Annotated in this window: 16 protein-coding genes; 10 read left to right on the top strand and 6 right to left on the bottom strand. The window is 65.7% G+C overall.

Annotation, left to right across the window (positions count from 1 at the left end):
* Positions 1-16: 16 nt before the first annotated feature.
* From ABIA73_RS13070 to ABIA73_RS13060, 3 genes are read right to left on the bottom strand one after another with little or no spacing between them, the layout of a single operon-like run.
* Complete coding sequence (locus ABIA73_RS13070; RefSeq protein ID WP_033831792.1) at positions 17-1,321, bottom strand: MFS transporter; 1,305 nt, start codon at positions 1,319-1,321, stop codon at positions 17-19.
* Positions 1,318-3,567 carry an oligoalginate lyase gene (locus tag ABIA73_RS13065; RefSeq protein WP_354275890.1) on the bottom strand — a complete coding sequence of 750 codons (2,250 nt, stop codon included), beginning with the start codon at positions 3,565-3,567 and terminating at the stop codon, positions 1,318-1,320. Before ABIA73_RS13065 ends, ABIA73_RS13070 begins: the two co-directional genes overlap by 4 nt.
* Positions 3,564-4,916 carry a polysaccharide lyase 6 family protein gene (locus ABIA73_RS13060; protein WP_354275889.1) on the bottom strand — a complete coding sequence of 451 codons (1,353 nt, stop codon included), beginning with the start codon at positions 4,914-4,916 and terminating at the stop codon, positions 3,564-3,566. The genes ABIA73_RS13065 and ABIA73_RS13060 overlap by 4 nt, the downstream gene beginning before the upstream one ends.
* A 330-nt stretch (positions 4,917-5,246) precedes the next feature.
* On the opposite strand from ABIA73_RS13060, the gene ABIA73_RS13055 reads away from it, so the two are divergent.
* The 6 genes from ABIA73_RS13055 to gcvH all read left to right on the top strand — a co-directional run bounded on the left by ABIA73_RS13055 (position 5,247) and on the right by gcvH (position 12,656).
* On the top strand, positions 5,247-8,138 hold the full coding sequence (locus tag ABIA73_RS13055) for a TonB-dependent receptor (RefSeq protein WP_025877778.1): 2,892 nt from the start codon (positions 5,247-5,249) through the stop codon (positions 8,136-8,138).
* 102 nt (positions 8,139-8,240) lie between these two features.
* Entirely contained in the window at positions 8,241-8,984 is a 744-nt protein-coding gene (locus ABIA73_RS13050; protein WP_132825125.1) for a FadR/GntR family transcriptional regulator, read from the top strand.
* A gap of 121 nt (positions 8,985-9,105) precedes the next feature.
* A complete protein-coding gene (locus ABIA73_RS13045) occupies positions 9,106-10,065 on the top strand; it encodes an SPFH domain-containing protein (protein WP_025877782.1) in 960 nt (319 codons plus the stop codon).
* Between the two features lies 1 nt (position 10,066).
* Positions 10,067-10,501, top strand: coding sequence for an NfeD family protein (locus ABIA73_RS13040; RefSeq protein ID WP_025877784.1), 435 nt, complete (start codon positions 10,067-10,069; stop codon positions 10,499-10,501).
* Between the two features lie 552 nt (positions 10,502-11,053).
* Positions 11,054-12,166: a glycine cleavage system aminomethyltransferase GcvT gene (gene gcvT / locus ABIA73_RS13035; RefSeq protein WP_263930103.1), complete on the top strand. Its 1,113-nt coding sequence runs from the start codon at positions 11,054-11,056 to the stop codon at positions 12,164-12,166.
* A 94-nt stretch (positions 12,167-12,260) separates the two neighbouring features.
* Positions 12,261-12,656: a glycine cleavage system protein GcvH gene (gene gcvH, locus ABIA73_RS13030; protein ID WP_025877788.1), complete on the top strand. Its 396-nt coding sequence runs from the start codon at positions 12,261-12,263 to the stop codon at positions 12,654-12,656.
* 283 nt (positions 12,657-12,939) lie between these two features.
* On the opposite strand, the gene ABIA73_RS13025 is transcribed toward gcvH, so the two are convergent.
* Positions 12,940-13,320 (bottom strand): hypothetical protein, encoded by a 381-nt coding sequence (locus ABIA73_RS13025; RefSeq protein ID WP_263930104.1) that lies wholly within the window; start codon positions 13,318-13,320, stop codon positions 12,940-12,942.
* Between the two features lie 112 nt (positions 13,321-13,432).
* On the opposite strand from ABIA73_RS13025, the gene ABIA73_RS13020 reads away from it, so the two are divergent.
* Positions 13,433-13,960, top strand: a complete 528-nt coding sequence (locus tag ABIA73_RS13020; RefSeq protein WP_025877789.1) for a hypothetical protein — start codon at positions 13,433-13,435, stop codon at positions 13,958-13,960.
* Between the two features lie 63 nt (positions 13,961-14,023).
* On the opposite strand, the gene ABIA73_RS13015 is transcribed toward ABIA73_RS13020, so the two are convergent.
* Entirely contained in the window at positions 14,024-14,944 is a 921-nt protein-coding gene (locus tag ABIA73_RS13015; protein WP_263930105.1) for a LysR family transcriptional regulator, read from the bottom strand.
* A 112-nt stretch (positions 14,945-15,056) separates the two neighbouring features.
* On the opposite strand from ABIA73_RS13015, the gene ABIA73_RS13010 reads away from it, so the two are divergent.
* A complete protein-coding gene (locus ABIA73_RS13010; RefSeq protein ID WP_100436799.1) occupies positions 15,057-15,815 on the top strand; it encodes an SDR family NAD(P)-dependent oxidoreductase in 759 nt (252 codons plus the stop codon).
* Positions 15,816-15,932: 117 nt separating this feature from the next.
* Here ABIA73_RS13010 and ABIA73_RS13005 read toward each other — a convergent pair whose 3' ends face one another.
* Positions 15,933-17,333: a serine hydrolase domain-containing protein gene (locus tag ABIA73_RS13005; protein WP_025877795.1), complete on the bottom strand. Its 1,401-nt coding sequence runs from the start codon at positions 17,331-17,333 to the stop codon at positions 15,933-15,935.
* A 287-nt stretch (positions 17,334-17,620) separates the two neighbouring features.
* Here ABIA73_RS13005 and ABIA73_RS13000 point away from each other — a divergent pair, with 287 nt between their 5' ends.
* Together ABIA73_RS13000 and ABIA73_RS12995 are read left to right on the top strand one after the other, a co-directional pair.
* Positions 17,621-18,949, top strand: coding sequence for an NTP/NDP exchange transporter (locus tag ABIA73_RS13000; protein WP_354275888.1), 1,329 nt, complete (start codon positions 17,621-17,623; stop codon positions 18,947-18,949).
* A gap of 76 nt (positions 18,950-19,025) precedes the next feature.
* Complete coding sequence (locus ABIA73_RS12995) at positions 19,026-19,376, top strand: DUF1304 domain-containing protein (RefSeq protein ID WP_033831781.1); 351 nt, start codon at positions 19,026-19,028, stop codon at positions 19,374-19,376.
* Positions 19,377-19,762 lie beyond the last annotated feature (386 nt).

Here is a 19,762-nt window from a genome sequence, read left to right as displayed (position 1 = left end):
GCGAGGGAATGGGGGTTCAACCGTCGGTGCGGTCGAGCTTGTGGATCGGCCCGGTCCACCACCACAGTGCGGCCAGCGACAGCGGCACCAGTGCGGCGACGAGGATGAAGATCGGTGCATAGGAATGGCGGGTCAGCACCGGTACCAGCCAGGTGGTGATCAACGTTCCGGCTACGGCGGCCAGGCCGCCGAGACCGGCCAGCGTGCCCACCGAGCGGCCGTCGAACAGATCGCCGGGCAGGGTCTGGATGTTGCCGATGGCGATCTGGAAACCGAACAGCACTGCTGCAATCGCCAGCACCGCAAACAGCGGCTGGTTGGCCAGTACCGCGCCCAGCAGGGCCGGTGCCATGATCACGCAGCCCAGCGAAATCGACAGCTTGCGCGCACGGTCCACGCTCTGGCCGGCATTGATCAGGCGCCCCGACAGCCAGCCGCCGCTCAGGCTGCCGAGCATGGCGCCGACGAAGGGCACCCAGGCGAACAGGCCGATCTGCTTGATGTCGAAGCCGAAGGTCTCGGCCAGATAGATCGGCAGCCACGACACGAACAGCCACCAGATCGGATCCAGCAGGAAACGGCAGGCGAGCATGCCCCAGCTCTGCCGGTGGGCCAGCAGCGAACGCACGCTGACCTTCGGTGCATCCACGCGTTGCTGGCCAGCCTGGTCTTCCATGATCAGGCGCCGCTCGGCGTCACTCACCCACGGATGCTTGTCCGGGCCGGCGCGATAGACGAACAGCCATGGCAGCAGCCACAGGAAGCCAAGTGCACCGACCAGCACGAAGGTGCCGCGCCAGCCGAGCCACAGGTACAGGCCGGCGATGGCCGGCGCCGAAACGATGGCACCGATGGACGCGCCCGCGTTGAAGATGCCCTGTGCGAGGGCACGCTCACGCGCGGGGAACCACTCGGCATTGGCTTTCACCGCGCCGGGCCAGGCACCGGCTTCGCTGATGCCCAGCATCGCCCGCACCACGCTGAAGGAGAGCATGGAGTGGGTGACCGAATGCAGCGCGATCGAGATCGACCACACACTGATCGACAACGCGAACCCCAGCCGCGTCCCGATCATGTCGAACAGGCGCCCGAACAGGAACTGGCCGGCGGCATAGAACAGCATGAACACGGTCACCAGCAGTGCGTAATCGTCCTTGGTCGCGCCGACTTCCCTGGCGATCTCCGGCCACATCACCGCCAGTGCATTGCGGTCGATGTAGTTGATCACCGTGGCCACCGCGATCAGGCCGACGATCAGCCAGCGCACGGCCGAGCGCACCGGCACCTTGCGCAGCGTGGCCACGGCCGAGGGGCCGTTCATCGTGCCTCACCCTTGCTGCGGTCCATGCGCGCATGGCTGCCGCTCCAGCGGTAGGCATGGCCATCCACCGTCACGCTGTGTTCGCCCTTCGCGTCGCTGTCGTCGGCCACGCCGAGTGCGATGCGGGCGCCGCTGGCCAGGCGCAGCTCGAGCACCTCGGCATCATTGCCGCGGGTGCGGATGATCTGCTTGATGCGGCTGTCGGCACCGTGCACGTACTCGGCGGTGCCGTTGTACTCGCCATGCGGCTCCAGCACGCTGAAGAAGGTCACATCCTTCTGTCCTTCCACGCGCTGCAGCAGCGCCGGTTCGCGGCGCAGGTTGAACTCGGGATCATTGGCACCGCTCTCCACCAGCAACGCCTGCGCCGGCGCGCTGCTGCCGAAGCGGTAGGTGTAGAAGCGTCCGTCGAGCAGCCACGCCAGCGTGCGCGGCTCACTGCCGGCCCTGCTGCGTGCGTCCAGCCACAGGTGCTGGTAGCCGTTGTCGCTGCCGAGCACCGGGCGCTGGGCGGGGAAATGCTCGGCCTCGAAACCGGTGGTGACGATGTGGCCGTTGAAGTGCAGTGGCAGGTCGTAGCGTGCAACCTTGTCGCCGTGCACCTGCAGCAGGTCCAGCACCACCGGCAGGCCCAGTTCGGGGTGGCGCAGCAGTGCCTGGGTGCGGGTGAACACCACGCCCGGATAGGCATCGCGCATCGTCGCCGAGGCGATTTGGGTATCTGCGTCGGCCTGGAAGAAGCGCACCTGCGGGGCGAGTTCCTCACCGCGCTTCCAGTCGCCCTTGAAGTGGCTCTGCTCGTTCACCACCAGCGTGTTGTGGGCCACGGTCTGCTTGGCCCAGCTGCGGTTCTCGGCAAGATAGATGCCACCGCGCTTGGCTTCCACGTTGAGGAAGCGCGCCGCGCCGTAGTCGGTCACCACGGCGTTGCCATTGTCGTAGAACAGCCAGTTGAGCTTGTCGAAGTGGCCGTGGCCCATGCCCTGCATGGTGTCCTTCTGCACCAGCACCTGGCCGCGTTCGCCGCCCATGCGCAGGATCGCCAGGCCGCCGCGTTCACCGTCCGGGCCGTCGCGCAGCAGCATCGGCCGGTAGTCGAACGGTTTGGCTTTGTTGGCTGCCAACGCCTGCGCCACCTGCAGCCCTTCCGGCGACAGCAGCAGGCGTTTCTGCTGCTGGGCGACCGACAGCAGACGGTCATCGCCGGCCTGCGCATAGGCGATGCCGATGCCAGCCACCAGCTCTTCGGTATCGATGCCCTTGTCCAGGATCGCATCGTTGATCGGGAAGAACAGGCCGTCGTAGCTGGTCTGCACCAGCACGTCCACCGCCTTCAGCAGCACGCCGTCGCGGCGCGCGAAGATCTTCCGCTGCGGCTCGTTGCGTTCGATCGCGTTGGCAAACAGCAGGAACGGCGCCAGCGCATAGCGCTGGTAGTAGGGGCCTTCCTCGTAATACCCATCGGGCGAGAACAGCAGGTCGATCTGCCGCAGGAAACCGAACTGGTCATCCTTGCGGCTGCCGCGCAGCGATTTCTCCACCAGTTCGCGATCACGCAGCACGTAGCCGGTCATGCCGGTGGCGGCCACGGCCCAAGTCGCGTGGTTGTGGATCTGGTCGTAGTTCTTCGGCTCGCTGGCCAGGAACTCGGCCATCGGCCGGAACACCTGCGATTCGATGGTCTGCCGATCCTGCGGCGACAGCGCATCGCGGATCGCGTCGTAGCCCTGGATGGCGTTGACCAGCCAGACCGAATCGTTGAGCACCTGCCAGAACACCCGGCCGGGAATCTGTCCGCGACCTTCCGGATGCGGGCCGAGGGTCGGGTAGAGCTTGGCGTACTGCAGCAGCATGTCGCGCGAATAGGCGACATAGGCCTTGTCGCCGGTCAGCCGGTACAGGGTGCCGGCGGCCAGCAGTGCCTGGTAGTTGCGCTTGTGCTGCTCATGGGTGCGACCGCCGCCCTTGTCCTTCGGCACCGGCACGTCGATGCCGGCCTTCATCATCTTCTGCAGCGATTTCTGCGTACGCGCCTGTTCCTTGGCGAACCACGGATAGCGGCTGCCTTCGCTGGCCATCTGCTGCCACTGCGCGGCGGTCACCAGTACCGGCGCGGTATCGCCTTGTCGCGCGGCTGCGGCAGGTGCCGCATGCAGCGGTGCCGTCGGCAACAGGGTGAAGGGAGCGGCCAGGGCGAGGGCGAGCGCCAGACGGTGGGAACAAAGGGACAGCGGCTGCAACCTCATCGATCAACTCCGGTGCTGGTGCGTGACAGGGCAACCTCGCCCACCTTGGGATACCAGTCCACCCCCGTCTGTTTGCGCGGGGTCATTGCCAGCGCCGGATCGGCGCCGAGGGTGGGCAGGGGCGTTGCCGGCACCCACAGGCCGCTGGCGGCCTGCTGCAGGGTGATGCTGGCGCTGCTCACCCCGCCCGGGAATACGCTGCTAGCCTGCGGCGACTGCACGTTGTTGCTGAAGGCGATGCCGGCCAGCGAACTGGCCGCATTCGGTGGATTTTTGCTGGTCCGGTTGACGATCAGGTTGCCGCTGAAGTGGCTGTTGCTGGCGGCGACCACGATGCCCTTGGTTTCGTCATGGCCCACACCGAAGCTGATCTTCGCCACGTCGACGAAGGTGTTGCGGCTGATGGTCGCGTTGACCACCGGCGCGTAGCCGGACAACGGCGGATTGGCCTGTGCATCCATCACCGCCAGTGCCGAGCGGTTGCTGGAGCCGGCCAGCCGTTCGAAGTAGTTGTTGCTGACGGTCTGGTCGGCATTGATGATGCGCACGCCGCCGGTGCCGGCCTTGTCGTCGCCGAGGAAGAGGTTGTCGACCACCCGGTTGCCGTTGCCATGGCGCAGGGTCAGCGCGCCGGCCGAACGATAGAACACGTTGCCGCGGAAGGTATTGCCGCCGGACTTGTTGGAGACGATCTCGGTCTCGCCATCGCAGCCCTCGAACCAGTTGTGCTCCACCGTGCTGTTGGAATCGCTCAGCGAGGTGTCGCTGGTGCCGACACGGATCGTCTCTCCGCCATTGACGCCCAGCGCTGGCCGCGGGCCGAACCAGTTGTGGTCGATGCGGTGCTGGTTGTCCAGGCCCTGGGTGGCATCGCGCACCACCACCACCGTCGGGCCAGCGTTGGTCTTGCCGCGCAGCTGGCTGTGGTCGAGGCGGTTGTTGCTGCCGTACAGCGACACCCAGTAGTCCTGGTCGCTGCCATCGGGGTTGCTGTAGTCATCGATGACCAGGCCGGTGACGCGGCTGTGGCTGGCCACTGCCTTGCTCGACTCGCGGAACGCCACCACGGCGTCGCCCGGGGTGTAGCCGTTGCGGAATACCAGGTTGGAGACCTGCAGGTAGCTGCCGGCCAGACGCAGGTCCGACCCCCCGCTGAGGATCACCTTGCCCGGCGTCTGCGCGCGCAGCACGATCGGCGCGGCGGCGGTGCCCTGGCCCTTCAGCAGCAGGCGCGCATCGGTCCAGGTGCCATCGGCCAGTACGATTTCATCGCCGGGTTGCAGTGCGGCAGCGGCGGTGGCGAACTCGGCGGCATCATGGACCAGCCAGCTCGCAGCATTCGCCGGCAAACTGGTCAGGCATGATGCCAGTCCAATTGCCAGGCAATATCCAAGGGTGGGTTTCGAAAGGCGGTGCGAAGTCGGTTGAATGCGCATGAAGTCCTTCCAGAGACGGCGATGCCGCGGTTTCGGAGTGGGTGTGCATACCACTTGGTAGGTGTGTTGTAAGCCACGTTGCGCGCAAAGTCATGCTGCATCAGCACATGAAATGCCGGGCAACCGGTCTGAATCAAAGGTATTACGAAAAATCCAGTCCAGTTGGTTGACATTTTTGCGTCGGCGTGTCGAAGCTGCGTCCCACGCCTACCGTCCGGGCGATCCTTTGGGAGGAGGAAAACCATGCGGCAACCAGCCGGAGTTGTACGTCGTACACCGTTGTCACCCACACCGCTGATCGTGGCACTGCTCGCTGCGCTGGCGGCTTCACCGGCCGTGCAGGCGCAGTCTGCCGGCAGCGGTTCCGGGCAGGACGCCACCACCTTGGACCAGGTCCAGGTCACCGGCATCCGCGAATCGATGCAGAGCTCGATCAACAAGAAGCGCGACGACACGGTGATCGCCGATGTGTTGTCGGCCGACGACATCGGCGACCTGCCCGCGCCATCACTGGCCGATGCGATCGAAACGCTGACCGGGGCCGCCTCGACCCGCGACAAGACCGGCGCATCGGAAATCTCGATCCGTGGTCTCGGCGCCTTCCTCAGCAGCACCAATTTCAACGGCCGCGAGATCACCAACGGCAGCGGCGACCGCTCGGTGAACTTCAACATGTTCCCGGCCGAGCTGATCAATACGGTGGCGATCTACAAGACCCAGCGTGCCGACATCATCGAAGGCGGTGTCGCCGGGACCATCGGGCTGGAGACGGTCAAGCCGCTGGAGTACGGCAAGCGCTCGGCGCAGATCGATCTGCGCGGCAGCTGGGCCGAGTATGACAAGAAGTACCGCGACGACGATGGCATCGGCTATCGCGGTACCGCCAGCTACATCGACCAGTTCGAATTCGGCAACGGCCAGAAGCTCGGCATCTCGCTGGGCATCCAGCGGCTGGAGGGCACCGATCCGGAGGAGAGCATCACCAGCGGCTCCACCTGGTATGCCTGCGATGGCAGGCAGAACGTGGCCAATGCCAACTGCAATGAGGTCAGCGCCCAGGCCATCGCCAACGGCGCGCCGTACTATCTGGTGCCAAGCAGCCGCATCTATCGCCTGAAGCAGGAGCGCAATGATCGCCAGAGCGAATTCGCGGCGATCCAATGGCGGCCCAACGACGTGGTCGAGGTCAACCTCGATTTCGAACATACCGAGCGCAACTGGGACGAGGACCGCAGCGACCTGAGCCTGTCCAATGCACGACGCGGCATCACCCAGCGCGAGGTGGACGAGGATGGCATCGTCCGCCACCTGCATGGCAGCACTTCCATCGATTCGACCTCCAACCGCTACTGGCGCGGCGAGGAATACACCGGCGGTGGCCTCAATCTGATCCTGCGCCCCAGCCCGGCCTGGGAGCTGTCCACCGATCTTTCCTATTCGCATACCAACCGCCTGGACAGCGAGCGCATGACCCGGCTGCGCGCCAACCAGCGCGACGTCAACAATGCCATCGTGCCGGGCATCAGCAGCGGCGCCACCGGCTATGTCGACTACGACTGGGACTGGCATGGCGAGGTGCCGAGCGTGGCGCTGGCGCCGAACTTCGACCCGAACAACTGGGATGCCTACACCGGCGCGGCGCGGGTGACCTCCAGCGCGACCGAGAACGACCACAAGATCAAGGCCGGCCGCTTCGATGCCAGCTTCATGCCCGAGTCCGGTTTCTTCACCCGCATCAAGGGCGGCGTGCGCGCCAGCCAGGCCGACTACCGCCTGCGCGACAACACCCTGGTGACCGACTACGACCAGCGCGTAGCGGCCGACAAGGCGAAGATCATTGCCGCCAACCGTGCCTGCCGTGCACCGTTCCCGCAGGACGATTTCATGGATGCGGCCAGCGGCAATACGATCTCCTCGTGGGCGTACTTCGATCCGAGCTGCCTCTACGCATCCTTCCGCGGCACCAGCGACAGTGGCCTGGACCCGGACTTCCAGGACCCGAACAACGTCGATGTGACCGAGAAAACCCGCGCGCTGTACCTGATGGGTGAATTCAGCAGCACGCTGTTCGGCCTGCCGGTCACCGGCAATGTCGGCCTGCGCTGGGTCAAGACCGACGTGCGTTCGGAAGGCGTGCGCACCGACCTGGCGGTCATCGACAACGGCGACGGCACGATCCGCCTGCAACCCACTGGTGATTTCACCACCCAGGTGTTCAAGGCGGGCAACGACAAGCTGCTGCCAAGCCTGAATGCCGCGTTCGAGCTGAAGCCGGACCTGTTGCTGCGGGTTGGCGCGTACCGAGCGATGTCACGCCCGGATATCGCCGCACTCGGTGCCGGGCGAACCATCAATGTCAGCAGCGATGCCACCTATACCGGCCTGGCCGACGCGCTGGACGACATCAGTGCCAGCGGCAATCCGGCTGCGCAGCCGCTTATGTCCTGGAACGGCGATGTCTCGCTTGAGTGGTATGCGAACCCGGACACGCTGCTGGCCGGTGCGGTGTACTGGAAGCAGTTCAACGGCGGCACCGCCACCGCGCTGGTGCCGGAGACCTACACCCTCAACGGACAGACGGTGACCGTGCCGGTGCGCCAGCAGGTGACCACCGATGAAGACAGCACCCTGACCGGTATCGAGCTCAGTGCTACCCACCGGTTCTCGTACCTGCCCAAGCCGTTCGATGGCCTCGGCTTCAAGGTCAGCTACAACTATGCCGACGCCGACTACCAGACGCAGGATTCGCGGTTGGGCGAGCAGTTGGCCGCCGATGGATCGATCATTCCGGCCATCGTTCCGCCGGCCGGCCTGAGCGGCTTCTCGCGGCATGTGCTGTCCGGTTCCCTCTACTGGGATGTGGGCCGCTTCAACATCCAGGCCATCGGCAAGTTCCGTTCGCACTATTACCAGGACTTCACCGGCAACACGGCGCAGCAGAACCGCTACTACGATGACAACACCAGCGTCGACCTGCGCCTGCGTTACCGGGTGAACAAGCAGCTGTCGCTGTCGCTGGAACTGATGAACCTGACCGACGAGCCACGCGTGGCGTACCAGCCGCTTTACGGGAATTTCCGCGAGGTGGTGAGCTACGGGCGGCGCGCGTATTTCGGTGTACGATACAAGTTCTGAACAGGGCGGCGCGGCCAATGGTCGCGCCGTCGCTCCAACCGGACCCGCACCGTGCCCGGTGGCCGGGGACGGGCCCGGAGGGAACCGCCAAGGGTCAGCCGCATGTCCGCCAACCGTCTCTACCAGACCATCGCCGCCAAGCTCCGCAAGCTGATCGAGGATGGCGAATATCCGTCGGGTTCGCGCCTGCCGGGCGAACGTGAACTTGCCGAACGCTTCGGCGTCAGCCGGGTCACCATCCGTGAGGCGGAAATCGCCCTGGAAGCGCAGGGCTGGATCGCGATCCGTATCGGTTCGGGCGTCTATGTGAAGCCGCGCCCGGCCCAGGCTGCCGGCGGGCTGCCCGATATCAGCGCCTTCGACCTGACCGCGGCGCGTGCCGTGTTCGAAGCGGAAGCCGCAGCGCTGGCGGCAAGCAATATCGATGAGGCCGGCATCGCCGAGCTGCAGGTGCTGGCTGAAGCGCTGTGCCGGCGTGACCTCACCGATGAAGAGGCCGGCGACTACGACCGCCGCTTCCACCTGGCCATCGCCCGCCTGTCGGGCAATCCGGTGGTCGAGTATTTGGTGCAGCAGATCTGGCGCATGCGCAGCGAGCTGCCGCGGGTGACCGAGGTCTACGCACGGGTGTGCCATGACGATGGTGCCAGCCGCGCCGACGAGCACATGGCGATCTTCGAGGGGCTGCGCGCGCGCGATCCCGTCGCTGCACGCAATGCGATGCGCCATCACTTCCAGCGCCTGTTCGAGGCGATGCTGGAGGCGACCGAAAGCCAGGCGCTGGCCGAGATCCGCCGGCAGACCCAGCAGGACCGCGAGCGCTTCCTGGCCACGACCCGGATCTGAGCGGGTTCATCCTGCAGCGCCGGGCCACGCTCGGCTGCTTTCGGCTGGAACGTGCGGTACCCGCACCGCCTGCATCCACGCGCTATGCTGGGCTCCGGACGTCTCCCATAAGGAAAGCGCGATGTTTCCGACCATGTTCTTCAGCGCGGTGCTGGCCTTCGTGGCCGTGGTCATCCTGTTCAAGGCAGTGCGGATGGTGCCACAGGGCTATGAATGGACCGTCGAGCGGTTCGGCCGTTACACCCACACCATGTCGCCCGGCCTGCATTTCCTGATCCCGATCGTCTACGGGGTGGGGCGCAAGGTGAACATGATGGAACAGGTGCTGGACGTGCCCGGCCAGGAAGTGATCACCAAGGACAACGCCGCCGTGCGCGTCGATGGCGTGGTGTTCTTCCAGGTACTGGACGCGGCCAAGGCCGCCTACGAGGTATCGGTGCTGGAAGTGGCGATGATCGCCCTGGTGCAGACCAACATCCGTACCGTGATCGGCTCGATGGACCTGGATGAATCGCTCAGCCAGCGCGAGGTGATCAACGCCAAGCTGCTCAGCGTGGTCGATCATGCGACCAACCCGTGGGGCGTGAAGGTCAACCGCATCGAGATCCGCGACATCCAGCCGCCGCGCGACCTGCTCGATGCGATGGCACGGCAGATGAAGGCCGAGCGCGAGAAGCGCGCGCAGATCCTCGAGGCGGAAGGTTCGCGGCAGTCCGAGATCCTGCGTGCCGAAGGCGAGAAGCAGGCTACGGTGCTGGAGGCGGAGGGGCGGCGCGAGGCCGCATTCCGCGACGCCGAAGCACGCGAGCGCCTGGCCGAAGCCGAAGCCAAGGCGACCCAGGTGGTGTCGGCGGCGATCGCCGACGGCGACGTCCAGGCCATCAACTACTTCATCGCCCAGAAGTATGTGGAAGCGTTCAAGGAACTGGCCACGTCGCCGAACCAGAAGCTGGTGCTGATGCCGATGGAGGCCAGCGGAGTGATTGGTTCGATCGCCGGCGTGGCCGAGCTGGCCAAGCAGGCCCTGTCCAACCAGGAAACCCGGCCGCCGGCAAAGCGGCCGCCACCGATCGGAGGCTGACATGCGCTGGGAAGTCGTTGCCTGGGGTGCGTTGGCCTTGCTGCTGTTCGCCGCCGAAGCGCTGGCGCCCGGCGCGTTCATGCTGTGGATCGGCATCGGTGCGGCGGCGGTGTTCGCGTTGGTAGCGGTGTTCGCCGATATCCCGGTGCTGTGGCAGGTGGTCGCTTTCGTGGTGTTGAGCGTGCTGTCGATCCAGTGCTACCGGCACTGGGGCAAGCCGCGTGCGCGGCAGAGCGACGCGCCGCTGCTGAACCGCCGCGCTGAACAACTGGTCGGGCGGGTGGTGCCCTTGCAGCAGGCCATCGTTGCCGGGCAGGGCAGGGTCAGCATCGACGACGCGTCGTGGCAGGTGAGTGGGCCGGAGCTGCCGGCCGGCACGCTGGTGCGGGTGGTGGCGGTGCAGGGCAGTGCGCTGGTGGTCGAGGCGGTCGCCTAGGGTTTCCAGCCAACGGCGCAGCCCCTCGTGGGTGGTCGCTGAAAGCAGATGCTGGGTTGGGTCGGGCGGGTGGGCTGTGCAGGGGGCGCCGCAAGTACGTCCTTGTAGGCTTGGCCGCGGCATCCATGCCGCGGACACCGCCGCCGGTCGCTGCGCTCTGTGTGCCCGGGGTCGGATCCCTTTCCGCAGGCAATGGCTTCGACACTTCTCTCCATATATGTATCGACATCCACAACCGCTCTTGCCTTCCGTCCCGTCATCGGGAACCTGTCGGGGTGGGGCGGTGTGGGGTGGAGGGACCGCAGGCGCCATGGATGGCGCCTACGAGCCTACACGGACGTACTTGCGGCGCGTCCCGCAACCCCACATCGCCCCACCAGCCCACAGACGTCGCCGAGCCGATACGCTTTGGCCGTTGCCGTTGCCTGGCTTGTAGAAAGCGCCCGCCGGCCGCAGGCCGGCCAACATCCCCCCGCTGCGCTGCGGCGCGACCTGCGGCCGACCGATCTGGGATAATGCGCGTTCTTGTTTCCTCTGCTGCCGGACCCGGTCATGACCCAGAAGACGCTGCTCAACGATACCCACCGCGCCCTTGGCGCCAAGATGGTCGATTTCGGGGGTTGGGACATGCCCATCCACTACGGCTCGCAGCTGGACGAGCACCACCTGGTGCGTCGTGAGTCGGGCGTGTTCGACGTCAGCCACATGACCGTGGTCGACCTGCGCGGCGACCAGGTCAAGCCGTTCCTGCGCCGCCTGCTGGCCAACTCGGTCGACAAGCTCAAGGCCACCGGCAAGGCGTTGTACTCGTGCATGCTGAATCCGCAGGGCGGCGTCATCGACGACCTGATCGTCTATTACCTGGGCGAGGACTTCTTCCGCATGGTGGTCAACGCCTCCACCCGCGAGAAGGATCTGGCGTGGCTGCGCGAGCAGGCTGCGCCGTTCAACGTCTCGGTCGAACAGCGTCCGGACCTGGCGATCCTCGCCGTGCAGGGGCCGCAGGCGCGCGACATCGTCATCGGCCTGGCCCGCGAAGCCGACCGTGAGTCGCTGGGCAAGCTCGCCCGTTTCGCCGCGCTGCAGGTGCAGTCCGACGACGGCGTTGAACTGTTCGTTGCCCGCACCGGCTACACCGGCGAAGACGGTTTCGAGATCCTGCTGCCGCAGGATGCCGTGGTCGCTTTCTGGAACCGCCTGCTTGCTGCCGGCGTGAAGCCGGCCGGTCTTGGCGCGCGCGATACCCTGCGCCTGGAAGCCGGCATGAATCTGTACGGCCAGGACATGGACGAAGCAATCAGCCCCTACGAAGCGGCGCTGGCCTGGACGGTGTCGCTGGACGAGGGCCGCGACTTCATCGGCCGCGACGTGCTGGAGGCGCAGAAGGCGGCTGGCAACGCACGTCAGATGATCGGCCTGGTGATGGATGAGAAGGGCGTGCTGCGCCATGGCCAGGCGGTCACCACTGCCGGCGGCCAGGGCGAGATCCTGTCCGGCACCTTCTCGCCGACCCTGGCCAAGGGCATCGCATTCGCGCGCGTGCCGGCCGGTGAACTCGGTCAGGTCACCGTCGACATCCGCGGCCGTCAGGTGCCGGTGCGGGTGGTCAAGTTCCCGTTCGTGCGCGAAGGCCAGGCCCAGCCCGGCGTGCTTGGCGACGCCTGATCCAAACATGCCGGTCGTCACTGCCAGCAGTGGCGGCCGGTTGGTTACACTAGCCCCGTTTTTTCCACCCCCTGCATATCTCTGGAGCAGTCCCATGAGCGAGATCCCCGGCGACCTCAAGTTCCTCAAGTCCCATGAGTGGGCCCGTGTCGAAGGCAATGGCCGCGTGACCGTCGGTATTTCCGACCACGCCCAGGGCCTGCTGGGTGACCTGGTCTACGTCGAGCTGCCCGAAGTCGGCGCGACCGCCAAGGCCAACGAGCAGATCGCGGTCGTCGAGTCGGTGAAGGCCGCCTCCGACGTCTACAGCCCGATCAGCGGCACCATCGTCGAGGTCAACTCGGCACTGGCCGACAAGCCGGAAACCATCAACGAAGACGCCTACGGCGATGGCTGGATGTTCGTCGTCGAAGTGTCCAACAGCGACGAGCTCAACGAGCTGCTGGACCCGGACGCGTACGCCGAAGGCCTGGAAGACGAAGAGCACTGAGTCGTCGTTTCCCCGGTACGAAAACGGCCACCCTCGGGTGGCCGTTTTCGTTTTGGAGGAGGCTTCGAACTTATGCCGGCCGGTTCGCCGCATGCCATCGCCATGGCATCAGTCGGCGTTGAGCGCGGGCAAAAGGCGTGCGCAGTTTTGCGCAAATCCGCGTTTCCACCCCCGCGGCGGCGCGCCCGGATGTGAAAAGTTTTTGGCCTTGTTGCAGGTCCGTTGTGCTGGCGTTGGCGCGTGCGTTGCCATGCATGGCCGCGTCGCCGCGTGGCGTTCCGCTTCAGGCTCCTACATGACGCAGAGTGCTTATTTCAAGTGTTTTTTCTTCGCTGTTCGTGCGCAGGTGATGGCAGCGACGATGCGCGATGCAGTGCTTGCCGGCGCTCGCGGAGGAACATCGGCAGGCGCGGGAAGGGCTTCCGGGACGCGGCGGATGTGAAAATTTTTCGCGGGGGTTGTTGACAGTAAAAAAAACCGTGATTAGGTTTCGCCTCAGCAGACCTTGCCTGCCAAACCGAGTGCGCAGAATCAATCGTCCGATGCGAAGCAGCCCCTCGAAGACCACCGCGATCCTCAAGACGGTGGACATGGCTCCGCTTCCCCCGGAGAAATGCAAGGCGACCCCTGTTCCGATGCCTGCTCCGCCGATCGTGGCGGGCATCACCGCATCCGTAACGGCGCGCCCGACGCGCCGGCGGTCCCCGCACGCAGCATGGGCGGGTTTGATCCACCTGGGCGTTTCAACTCCCTATCACTGACGAGGAGCCATCACCATGGCAACCAAGAAAGCTGCGAAGAAAAAGCCCGCCGCCAAGAAAGCGGTGAAGAAGGTCGCCAAGAAGGCCGCTGCCAAGAAGGCAGTGAAGAAGGTCGCGAAGAAGGCGACCGCCAAGAAGGCAGTGAAGAAGGCTGCCAAGAAGGTCGCCAAGAAGGCCACGGCGAAGAAGACAGTGAAGAAGGCTGCGAAGAAGGTAGCCAAGAAGTCCGCTGCCAAGAAGGCCGTAAAGAAGACCGCGAAGAAGGCCGTCAAGAAGGTAGCCAAGAAGGCCACCAAGAAGACTGCCAAGAAAGCCGCCAAGAAGACCACTGCCCGCAAGCCGGCCAAGAAGGTCGCCAAGAAGGCAGTGAAGAAGGCGACAAAGAAGACCGCCAAGAAGGCAGTGAAGAAGACTGCGAAGAAGGCGACCAAGAAGGCTGCCCCGAAGAAGGCTGCCAAGAAGGTTGCCAAGCGCAAGCCGGCCGCCCGCAAGAAGAAGGCCGCTCCGGTGGCCCTTCCGGCAACTCCGGCACCGCTGATCTAAGTACTTCCCGATAGCCGTACCCTGAGACCCCTTCCCCGACTGCCCAGCGGGGAGGGGGTTTTTTTATGGGCTGTGTGCGCCTGGCCAGCTGCGATGGTCAGCTGCTTCACAGGGAAACCGCTCGACCAGGAAATCCACGAAGCTGCGCAGCCGGGTTGAGTGATAACGGTCGTGCGGATAGACCACGTGCATGGGCCGACCGCGCCGGCCATGTTCCGGCAGCAACGGGACCAGGCCACCCGCATCGATGTCTGCTGCCAGCAGCAGGCTCGACTGCAGGATGATGCCCTGGCCCTGCAGCGCGGCCAGCCGCAACGCTTCGCCGTTGTTGATCTGCAACCGTCCCGAAGGCGGCGCTGGCAATGCCACTTCGTTGCCCAGCCAGTGCGACAGCGCAGCCGGATCCAGCGACAGGCATTGATGCTGCTGCAGTTCCTGCGCGTTGTGCGGCGTGCCATGCCGTGCGAGATAGGCCGGTGACGCACACAGGGTCAGCCGGTAGGGGCTGAGCGGGCGCGCCACCAGATGTGTGGCATCGGCCAGCGTGCCGATGCGGATGGCGGCCTCGAATCCCTCATCGGCCAGTTCGACCACGCGATCGGTCAGGACCAGTTCGACACTGACCTCGGGGTAGCGGTCCATGTAGGTCGACAGTGCCGGCACCAGCGCATGCGTGCCGAAGATCACCGGTGCACTGATCCGCAGCGTGCCCGCCGGTGCCAGATGGTGGTGCTGGGCCTGCGCATCGGTTTCCTCCACCAGGCGCAGGATCTCTTTGCAGCGGCCGTAGTAGGCCTCACCGAAAGCGGTCATGTGCTGCCGACGGGTCGTGCGGTTCAACAGCTGCATGCCCAGCCGTTCTTCCAGGGCGCGCAGGTGCTTGCCGGCCATCGTCGCAGAGATGTCCAGTGCCGATGCCGCGGCACTGAGGCTGCCCTTTTCCACGGCCAGCACATAGACCTGCATGCTCTCCAACAGGTTCATCTGACACCCCGGGTTCTGAATGTTGAAACCTCGCCGGAGTTTATCAATCGAGGGTGTTCAAAGAGCATGTCCGCACGGCCAGATGGGCCGGCAGAACCTGGCAGGGCAACACATGAAACTGGATCTTGAAGGACGTACCGCGCTGGTCACCGGCGCAGGCAGTGGCATCGGCGCAGGTGTTGCGCGGGTACTGGCGAGGCAGGGTGTGCGCGTGGCGATCACCGCGCGGCGGCAGGCGCCGTTGCAATCGGTGGCGGCCGCGATCGAGGCGGCGGGTGGACCGGTACCCGTCGTGTTGGTGGGCGATCTGACCGACGCCGACGATGTGCAGCGCATCGCCAGCGCTTCGCTGCAGGCGCTGCAGCACGTGGACATCCTGGTCAACGCGGCCGGTGGCGCACGGTTGGCCGGGGTGGCCGCAGCAGACGAGGTGTGGGACGAGGCGATGGCACTGAACTTCTCGGCGGCACGACGGCTGACGCAGGCGTTGCTGCCGTCGATGCGGGCCAATGGCTGGGGGCGTGTGATCAACCTCAGCGGGTCGATGGAGCCGCGTGCGGTGAACGCCGCGAGCCCGGCGAAGGCGGCGCTGCATCTGTGGAGCAAGGGGCTGTCCTGCGACGTGGCGGGCGAGGGCATCACCATCAACTCGATCGCGCCGGGGCGGATCAACAGCGCGCAGATCCTGGATCGGCTGCATCCCACGGAAGAGAGCCGGCGTGAGTTCATCGCCCGCAACATCCCGATGGGGCGTTTCGGCGAACCAGAGGAGGTAGCGCACCTGGTTGCGTTCCTGGCGTCGCCGTTGGCGGGGTACATCACCGGGGCGGTGATTCCGGTGGATGGCGGAATGCACTACTTCGCCCACTAGCATCCCGGGCGCGCCTGATTCTACGAAACGGTGAAGGCAGGGACGCTCAGCGCTGCGTAAACAAACGAAAAGGGCGACCCGAGGGCCGCCCTTCTGCTTAACGTTGAGCTCGCCAGCTCAGCGCGGCGAGGCCACCGCGCGGTTGCCTGAGGCACCCTTGCCCTTGCGCTTGTCCTGCTGTGCCGGGGTGGCGCCCTCGGCCATCAGGTTGTCGCTGCCGAAGTCGGTGTCCACGTCCAGCCAACGCTGCGACGGCAGGCCGAGGGCTGCGTCGAGCACGGTCGGCAGCAGGCCGCTGGGCAGGCCGCTTTCACCGTTCCACATGATGGCGATGCCGAGGTCGCGCTCGGGCACCAGTGCAACAAGGCCGCGGTAGCCCTGCACCGCGCCGGCATGGAACACGACATCGTGACCGGCGTAGTCGAAGGTGCGCCAGCCCAGCGCGTAGCCGGCCGAGTGCAGGCGTTCGCGGCGCCAGCCCGAACGCATCTCGCCGGGTGTGTTGATCAGGCTGGAGTGCAGCGTGGCCAGCAGCGGCGCCGGCAGCACGTCCGGACGGTGGCCGGTATGGGCCAACAGCCACTGCGCCATGTCACTGGCACTGGCGTTGACGCCGGCAGCAGGGGCGACGCGGTAATAGGTCGGCTTCGGCGTCAGCGACACCCAGCCATTGCGGCTGCGCACGTGCGGGCGCGCCCAGCGCGAGCTGGCCTGTATGCCGGCCAGGCCGAGGCTGGCATCGTTCATGCCGAGCGGCTTGAAGATGCGGCGTTCGACCGACTGCTCGTAGAAGCTGCCGGAGGCGGCATACACGACGTCGCCGATCAGGCTGAAGGCCACGTTCTGGTAAGCGTAGCAGTCGCCCGGCAGGCACTTCAGGCTGGTGTTGGCCAGCTTCTGGGTCAGCGCGTAGTACTCGGCATTGCCTTCGATGTCGCGGTCATAGGCGTTGTACGGCAGGCCGACGCGGTGGCTGAGTACATCGGCCACGGTCAGGCGGTCGGTGGCCTCCGGCGAGTTCAGGCGGAAGCCCGGCACGTAGTCGGTGACCTTGCTGTCCCAGCGCAGGGTACCGTCGTTGACCAGCAGGCCGGCCATGGTGCCGGCGAAGGCCTTGGAGAGCGACGCCAGGCGGAACACGGTGTGGGCATCGACCGGCAACGGGTTGTTGACGTCGGTGACACCGTAGCCGCGCGCGCTGAGCACGCGGCCGCCCTGCACGATGGCTACTGCCATGCCCGGCACGCGCTCGCCATAGGTGAGCTGCTGCGCCATCGATTCGATGTTGGCGACGTTGAAACCGGCAGCGGGCAACTGCACCTGCGGCACCAGCCCGGTGCGGTAGGCCGCAGGCTGGGTGTGGGCGACGGCGCCACCGGCAGCCGTTTCGATGTTGGTCGGCATCGGCGGCAACGCCGGCGGGGTCTGCGCGGTGGTGGACAAGGCAAGGGGCATCAACATGCCCAGCAAACCGGTGGCCGCCGAACGGATCGGACGACGCAGGCTGTTCTTTTTCATCGGTTGGAACCCGTGCGCGACTGCTGGGGATGATTCTAGCGCCGCTTTTCGCCTGTGCACAAACAAAGCGAAGATGAATGCGCATCTCGTTGAAAAAGTTGGATTTTTGACGCCAGAAAAGCGTGTATCACAAGGTGTCCGCCGGGCCAGTCCGTGACACTGCGTTGCAGCCATCGGCGCCGCCTGCGCTGGCGATGTTGCAGTGCATTGGATAACGTACGCGCTTCACTGCCCCCGGAGCCTGCCATGCCGCTGTCCAACCGCCGTTTGCGGGCGAGGGGAGCCGCGTGAGCGCGGCGCGGGAGAGCGGGGCACTGAAGGGCCTGCTGGCCGTGCTGCGCGAGTCGCCGGCGCTGTGGTGGTCGTTCCTGTACTTCTTCTGCTTGCTCAGCGGCTACTACGTGCTGCGGCCGGTACGCGAGGCGATGGCCGCTTCGGCCGACCTGGAGACGGTGTTCCCGGCGGCGTTGATCGCCTGGTTCGCCAGCCATGGCATCGCCCTGAAGGACTTCGTCCTGCAGTTCCTGTTCTCCTGCGTGTTCGTGATCATGCTGGTGCTGCAGCCGGTCTATGGCTGGCTGGTCAGCCGCTTCCCGCGGCGGGTGTTCCTGCCGGCGGTGTACGGCTTCTTCATCGCCACCCTGCTGGGCTTCTACGCACTGTTCGACAGCGGCGTACCCGGGCGGGGCATGGCGTTCTTCTTCTGGATCACCGTGTTCAACCTGTTTGCGGTCGCGGTGTTCTGGAGCTTCATGGCCGATGTGTTCTCCAATGCGCAGGCGCGGGCCTACTACGGCTACATCGGTGCGGCCGGCACTGTTGGCGCCTTCCTCGGCCCGATCATCACCAGTGCGCTGGTGCAGCGGGTGGGCATCGCCAACCTGATGCTGGTTTCGGCCGGCTTCCTGGTCGTGTGCCTGTTGTGCATCTGGCGCCTGCGCCACTGGGCGGTGCTGCGCGAGCGTGAGCAGCAGCTGGTGTCGGGTGAGCAGCCGATGGGCGGCAGCGTGCTCGATGGCCTGAAGCTGATCGTGCGCGAGCCCCTGCTGCGCTGGCTGGCGATCATGGTGGTGTTCGGCGTGGGTGTCGGCACCTTGCTGTACAACCAGCAGGCCAGCATCGTGCGTGCCTCGTTCAACGATGCAGGCGCTGCCACAGCCTTCTTTTCGCGCATCGACCTGGCGGTGAACGCGCTGGCGCTGTTGATGCAGCTCGGGCTGACCCGCTGGCTGCTGTCGCGCCACGGCATCGCCCCGGCGTTGCTGATTCCCGGTTTTGCGATCCTGATCGGCTTCTCGGTGCTGGCCGCATCGCCGATGCCGCTGATGGTGGCGGTGGTGCAGGTGATGACCCGCGCCAGCGAGTTCGCCCTGGCCAAGCCGGCCCGCGAAACCATCTACACCCGCGTGGACCGGCAGTGGCGCTACAAGGCCGGCGCGGCGATCGACACGGTGGTGTACCGCGGCGCCGACCTGACCTTCGCCTGGCTGCACAAGGGGCTGTCGCTGTTCGGTTCGCACGTGGTGTTCATCGGTGGTGTAGCCGTAGCCGGCTTGATGACCCTGGCGGCGTTCGGTGTGCTGCGCGAAGAGAAGAAGCTGCCGCGCGACCGTTGATTTTCCGGGGTCGGATCCCTTTCCCGCAGGGAAAGGGATCTGACCCCATTCTCCATCCCTGTCCAAGGAACTGCCCATGTACTGGATCGCGCTCGCCCTGACCCTGCTGGTCGCCCTGCTGCACGTTTATTTCCTGGTGCTGGAGATGTTCCTGTGGACCCGGCCGCTGGGCCTGAAGACGTTCCGCAATTCACCGGAGAAGGCGGAGACCACGCGCGTGCTGGCGGCCAACCAGGGCCTGTACAACGGCTTCCTGGCGGCGGGCATCGTGGTGGGGCTGGTGCTGGCGCAGCCGGTGCTGGTGACGTTCTCGCTGGTGTGCGTGGTGGTGGCGGGGTGCTATGGCGCCTACAGCGTGAGCCGACGCATCTTCATGATCCAGGCCGTGCCGGCGATCCTGGCGTTGGTGTTTCGCGCACTGGCGTGATTTCCGGCCAACGGCACAGCCCCTCGTGGGTTGGTCGCGTAGAGCTGTCATGGGGTTGGTCGGGCGGGTTGGGTTCGCGGGGGACGCCGCAAGTACGTCCCTGTAGGCTTGGCCGCGGCATCCATGCCGCGGACACCCCCGCGAACCCAACCCGCCCGACCCCTGACAGGTTCCGTGCGCGGCCAGCCCACGGAGAAGAAAAGAAGATCAAGAGCAACAGCGGGTCGCTGCGCTCGTGGGTTCTGCGCGCATGAAAAAAGCGGCCGCCGGGCCGCTTTTTTGCTTTTGCTCTTCTTTTTCTCTTGCGTGGGTGGACGCCGCAGCGATCTGTCAGAGGCCGGAGGGGTGGGATGCGCAGGGGCGTAAGCGCCATGGATGGCGCGCCC

The organism is Stenotrophomonas sp. 2694 (genome assembly GCF_040548715.1).
GTDB classification, from domain to species: domain Bacteria; phylum Pseudomonadota; class Gammaproteobacteria; order Xanthomonadales; family Xanthomonadaceae; genus Stenotrophomonas; species Stenotrophomonas indicatrix.
Note: the sequence above shows the minus strand (reverse complement) of the source record. Positions and strands in the feature narration are given on the sequence as shown.

Excerpts from the sequence above, each read along its gene's own strand:
- gcvT (WP_263930103.1), top strand. The coding sequence starts at position 11,054 with ATGACCCAGAAGACGCTGCTCAACGATACCCACCGCGCCCTTGGCGCC.
- ABIA73_RS13005 (WP_025877795.1), bottom strand. The coding sequence starts at position 17,333 with ATGAAAAAGAACAGCCTGCGTCGTCCGATCCGTTCGGCGGCCACCGGT.
- ABIA73_RS13070 (WP_033831792.1), bottom strand. The coding sequence starts at position 1,321 with ATGAACGGCCCCTCGGCCGTGGCCACGCTGCGCAAGGTGCCGGTGCGC.
- ABIA73_RS13020 (WP_025877789.1), top strand. The coding sequence starts at position 13,433 with ATGGCAACCAAGAAAGCTGCGAAGAAAAAGCCCGCCGCCAAGAAAGCG.
- gcvH (WP_025877788.1), top strand. The coding sequence starts at position 12,261 with ATGAGCGAGATCCCCGGCGACCTCAAGTTCCTCAAGTCCCATGAGTGG.
- ABIA73_RS13065 (WP_354275890.1), bottom strand. The coding sequence starts at position 3,567 with ATGAGGTTGCAGCCGCTGTCCCTTTGTTCCCACCGTCTGGCGCTCGCC.
- ABIA73_RS13015 (WP_263930105.1), bottom strand. The coding sequence starts at position 14,944 with ATGAACCTGTTGGAGAGCATGCAGGTCTATGTGCTGGCCGTGGAAAAG.
- ABIA73_RS13025 (WP_263930104.1), bottom strand. The coding sequence starts at position 13,320 with ATGCCCGCCACGATCGGCGGAGCAGGCATCGGAACAGGGGTCGCCTTG.
- ABIA73_RS13050 (WP_132825125.1), top strand. The coding sequence starts at position 8,241 with ATGTCCGCCAACCGTCTCTACCAGACCATCGCCGCCAAGCTCCGCAAG.
- ABIA73_RS13040 (WP_025877784.1), top strand. The coding sequence starts at position 10,067 with ATGCGCTGGGAAGTCGTTGCCTGGGGTGCGTTGGCCTTGCTGCTGTTC.
- ABIA73_RS13055 (WP_025877778.1), top strand. The coding sequence starts at position 5,247 with ATGCGGCAACCAGCCGGAGTTGTACGTCGTACACCGTTGTCACCCACA.
- ABIA73_RS12995 (WP_033831781.1), top strand. The coding sequence starts at position 19,026 with ATGTACTGGATCGCGCTCGCCCTGACCCTGCTGGTCGCCCTGCTGCAC.
- ABIA73_RS13010 (WP_100436799.1), top strand. The coding sequence starts at position 15,057 with ATGAAACTGGATCTTGAAGGACGTACCGCGCTGGTCACCGGCGCAGGC.
- ABIA73_RS13045 (WP_025877782.1), top strand. The coding sequence starts at position 9,106 with ATGTTTCCGACCATGTTCTTCAGCGCGGTGCTGGCCTTCGTGGCCGTG.